4 protein-coding genes are annotated in these 3931 nt (G+C 38.6%); all 4 read right to left on the bottom strand.

The window, feature by feature from the left end; translation table 11 throughout:
• Positions 1 to 371: 371 nt before the first annotated feature.
• Positions 372 to 632 (bottom strand): hypothetical protein, encoded by a 261-nt coding sequence (locus tag JMN32_RS03640; protein WP_202854930.1) that lies wholly within the window; start codon positions 630 to 632, stop codon positions 372 to 374.
• Positions 633 to 846: 214 nt separating this feature from the next.
• The gene (locus JMN32_RS03635) at positions 847 to 1236 is read right to left on the bottom strand and encodes a hypothetical protein (RefSeq protein WP_202854929.1); all 390 of its coding nucleotides are present in this window, start codon (positions 1234 to 1236) and stop codon (positions 847 to 849) included.
• Between the two features lie 264 nt (positions 1237 to 1500).
• Positions 1501 to 2025 carry a hypothetical protein gene (locus JMN32_RS03630; protein WP_202854928.1) on the bottom strand — a complete coding sequence of 175 codons (525 nt, stop codon included), beginning with the start codon at positions 2023 to 2025 and terminating at the stop codon, positions 1501 to 1503.
• Between the two features lie 9 nt (positions 2026 to 2034).
• Positions 2035 to 3378 carry an RHS repeat-associated core domain-containing protein gene (locus JMN32_RS27605; RefSeq protein ID WP_202854927.1) on the bottom strand — a complete coding sequence of 448 codons (1344 nt, stop codon included), beginning with the start codon at positions 3376 to 3378 and terminating at the stop codon, positions 2035 to 2037.
• Positions 3379 to 3931 lie beyond the last annotated feature (553 nt).

The raw sequence follows: 3931 nt of genomic DNA, 5'->3' as shown, positions 1-3931 counted from the left end.
CCTATTATAACAATAATAATTAATAGAATTTATACTTTTATGGAGTCCTAAAACGGGGGTGCTTACACAAGCGCACTTAGAATGACATAAAAAAAGGCAGCAAAAGCCACCTTTAATTTTAGTTAGGCGTAGAACGCTTATGAGCGGGAACTTTAATCGTCTTGCCCCCTAACCTCCTTGTATGAGCAGGAACAGAAACGATCTTTTTCCCTTCACGAGTTTTGGACATCTTAAACACCTCCTTTCATATACTTGGGTGTTTCCTGTCTAGTACAGGCCCACTAGGAGACTTATCTTTTTAGGCTTATGTTTGTATTGCGAGTACATTAAAGCCGAGCCCGAAAGTCTCCATACTAAAAGGCTTGGTTTTTTTATGCTACGTTCAACCGAACAGTTAGCATCACCAGACAATCAGCAAGAGCTAAAGGACGTGACCTTGCAGATACTTTCCATCCATAATTAGATGAACTATTACCATAATCAGCTCTTTTCAGCAGATTACCATTATCATCTTCTCTCCATGAGTCTTTGTTTAAACCAGGAACTACATGTCCTTTATCCCATGCTTCTTGTATTACAACAGCACTAAATCTTTGAGTAACTGTCGTTTGAACTTTCTCTATTTTTACCATAGATTCAATAATTTTTATTATCACATATACTTAACTATGGCAGTCTAACACTAACTTTACAATAGTTTTTTATAACTTTCTATCGTATATTTGTGTAAACAAAAAGGGAATATACACGGAGGTGATAAGCCTACGTTTACCAATGCATGACAACTTGGATATTCCAAACCCTAAGATCGACCGCCAAATCCTCTTAGGGTTTTTTTATATATTTTTAATTAGCTCTACTTATCGGCTTCCTCCTTGTTAATTTATAATACTTAATTTCTTTCTCTTCCACCTTTCTGATATCATAGATCACTTTTTCATTCTTATAATCTACAGTCATCTCATCTAATACATGCTTTACTCTTAGGTAATAATACTGACCTGCTTTACTAGCCTTAAACACATCTTCTTCTCCTTTACTTGCAACTATTAGATACAAACTATCATCTTCAGAATCTGCTTTATTTGTAGCCACCTTATAATACCTATGGCCTTCGTTTTCTAAACCTAGCATTTTTATAGCCCCTGAAGAAAAACCTAGTTTACCACTTTTATGCACAGTAGCTTTTACAACTCCTAATGTATCCTGTGGTGATTTAATATCAAATTCCAGCATACCAGTAAAGATAAGTAAAAACAAAAATATGTTCGCTCTATTTTCGCTGTTTTTTATGTATGCAAAATTTTCTTTATACACCCGGAATTTATTCTGCACGCATTTTGTAGTGCGCTAATTTGTATTGACTTGTAATCATTTGTAATCATATGTGACATAAAATCAATAAAAAAGCCCTGCATTTTTTACTGCAAGGCTTCTCTATTTTCTCATTCAAACCACCACATATATGGCGGGAACAGAGGAAAGAACTAAAAGAGCTAGTTACCCAACCCTTATTTTGACTGTCCCAATCTTTTCCTTATTCTTTTTATTAAAGAAAACTATTTCAGCAACACTCCCTATTTTAAAGCGTTTACCTGAACTGGTATGAATGGTTTCAAGATTATTTGATTCTGAAAACTTAAAATGATAGTTATTATTATAAGTGCTAAACCGCTTTTTATCATCTATGAAGCCTACTCGCAACGTCCTAAGATCATCATAAATTATATCTCGTGCGAATAGGTTAAGAAAACCAAAAGACTTTTCTGTCTTTGACGTATCGAACCAAAACAAGATATCCTTTTTTACACCTGACATAAACACTGAATCTCCTTCATAAAGGATATTTTCTTCAGGAACTTCATTTAAAAAAATGTCTAAATCCTTGGAGCTCTTAATTGAGGATGAAGGATAAAAATAGTAATTAGTGAACTGCCCACTATTATTTAATAAAACGCTTATACCATAGTACCCCCCAAAGATCAAAAGAACTAAAGTCAGCAAAATATATATTAACTTTTTCATACATTACAGTTATTTATCTCTCTTTGGCACTAATTGATCATCTATATCCGTACCCTTATTACTTCTTTCAATTTCTTCCTGTTTTGTTTGAGGTAAATAATTCTTAGAACCATCAGTGCTTTCTCCATTATTTAACCCTCCTGCATCTAGAGCCTCTTTGCAACCATGAGTACAATTACTGCTAAATAAACTAAAACTTTCCTTCGTTTTAGCGTCAGCAGCAGCTTTCATTTTTTCATCAGTTTCTGAATCTGTTTTAATTCTATATCCTTCTTTAAAACGTTGCTTAATATTTCCATCACTGTCTCTTTCAGAATGTTTAAAACCTTCATCATCATCATAATCTTCCTTAAAGGTGTTATACTCTGAGTTCGCAAACTCTTCAATAGAATCAAAGCTCTTTATTGTATAATTGTCATTAACAACATCACCTTCTGAGTTTGTATATGACCCATCCTTATCTCGTGAATAAAAAACATATCCATCTTTATCATTACCTATCAAAACTGCTTGATGGCCGAATGTATGGTTTCGTTGTGAACCACCATAGGACAATACTATTATATCAGTTGGTGCAGCTCCGTCAGGATCAGTAAATCTTACAGGATTATTAAATGTGTAATTATAGGAAGACCATGAATGAAACTCATCTGCCAGTGGGTCTATAACAGGCCATCTTCCTAATACCGGATCATAAAACCTTAGCCCGTAATCATACCAGTTTAGTCCAAGGTCCGTTTGTAGCTCTTTACCATTGTAAAGGTGTTTATTGGGTTTAGTGGTTACCCTGTTCCATGAGTTAAATTGCAGCCCAAAGGGATAATAATCATCCTTCTGCACCACATTACCCTCCGTAAGCACCACATTCATATCATCAAAGAACACCGGCAACGGGCTGTCACTCTCATTGCTCAGGTAAATATAGGCAAAGCCTGCTTCCTCTACAATAACATCATTCAAGGTCACTAGCTCGTGGCTGTTGGCGGTTCCCGTGATTTGAGCGTGCCCAAATTTGTAAGGGTTCATTTTTTCATCGAACAGGATGTAATTCAAATAGGCTGCTGGCCTCGCATCACCTGCATCATTTCCACTTACCAACATCCCTGCTCCATCCGCACTGCTAAAAGCATCATAAGTCGATTGCTCGTAGGTATTGCCGCCGTTTGCGCCTCCAAAAGCCCCGGCTACGGCCATCAACACAGCATTGCCAGTCTGTAAGCCGCCATAATCCCCGGCTTCATAGTAGCTGTAGACTTGCATATCCAGTTTATCTCCGGGGCCTACGGGGGTACTCAGGGCGGCTCCTGCTGATATCTGATTGTTCAGGCCAATGACTTCATCGTCTCCCGCCACGTTGATATCACTATTGGTTGCATCTGCACTTGGGAACTTTACCCGTGTGTTGGCTATTCCACTATATAGCTTTTCTTCATCCGATGCCGTTTCTGTCTCAAAGCGCGCTGGGANTCATAGATCAGCTCTCCGAAGTACCGGGTGCTTTTGGGGGCTTTGCCTTCTTCATAGACGATCTGTTCTTGTTTTACGCCGGTAGCGTCGTAGTGATAGACGATGTAGTTGCTGGTGTCTTTCTCTACTTTTACGGGTAGGTTCAGGTGGTTGTAGGTGATGGTGATGCCTTTGTTCCTGTCTACGATCATGTTGCCATTGGCATCGTACTCGTAGTCGTCTCCTGTAGTGTTTTTATCGGTGAAGCCTTCCCACCCTGCGGCATCACTGACAGCGGTGAGCTGGTTGCCTCCGTTGGCATAGTTGTAGGTCAGGGCATCTATGGTGCGCAGGTCTTCTTCTATAGATTGCCGGTTGAGGCTCTGGATGTTACCGTTCAGGTCGTAGTTGATGTTATGTATGCTGTAGCCGCCTTGTGCTGATTGGGTGGTCCAGGTTT

Origin of the sequence: Fulvivirga marina, from assembly GCF_016775155.1 — a bacterium.
GTDB lineage: Bacteria > Bacteroidota > Bacteroidia > Cytophagales > Cyclobacteriaceae > Fulvivirga > Fulvivirga marina.
This window is presented reverse-complemented; position numbering and strand designations above follow the sequence as displayed.

What these genes read in the sequence shown, in the direction of transcription:
- JMN32_RS03640 (WP_202854930.1), bottom strand. Translation starts at nt 632, where the DNA reads ATGGTAAAAATAGAGAAAGTTCAAACGACAGTTACTCAAAGATTTAGT.
- JMN32_RS03635 (WP_202854929.1), bottom strand. Translation starts at nt 1,236, where the DNA reads ATGCTGGAATTTGATATTAAATCACCACAGGATACATTAGGAGTTGTA.
- JMN32_RS03630 (WP_202854928.1), bottom strand. Translation starts at nt 2,025, where the DNA reads ATGAAAAAGTTAATATATATTTTGCTGACTTTAGTTCTTTTGATCTTT.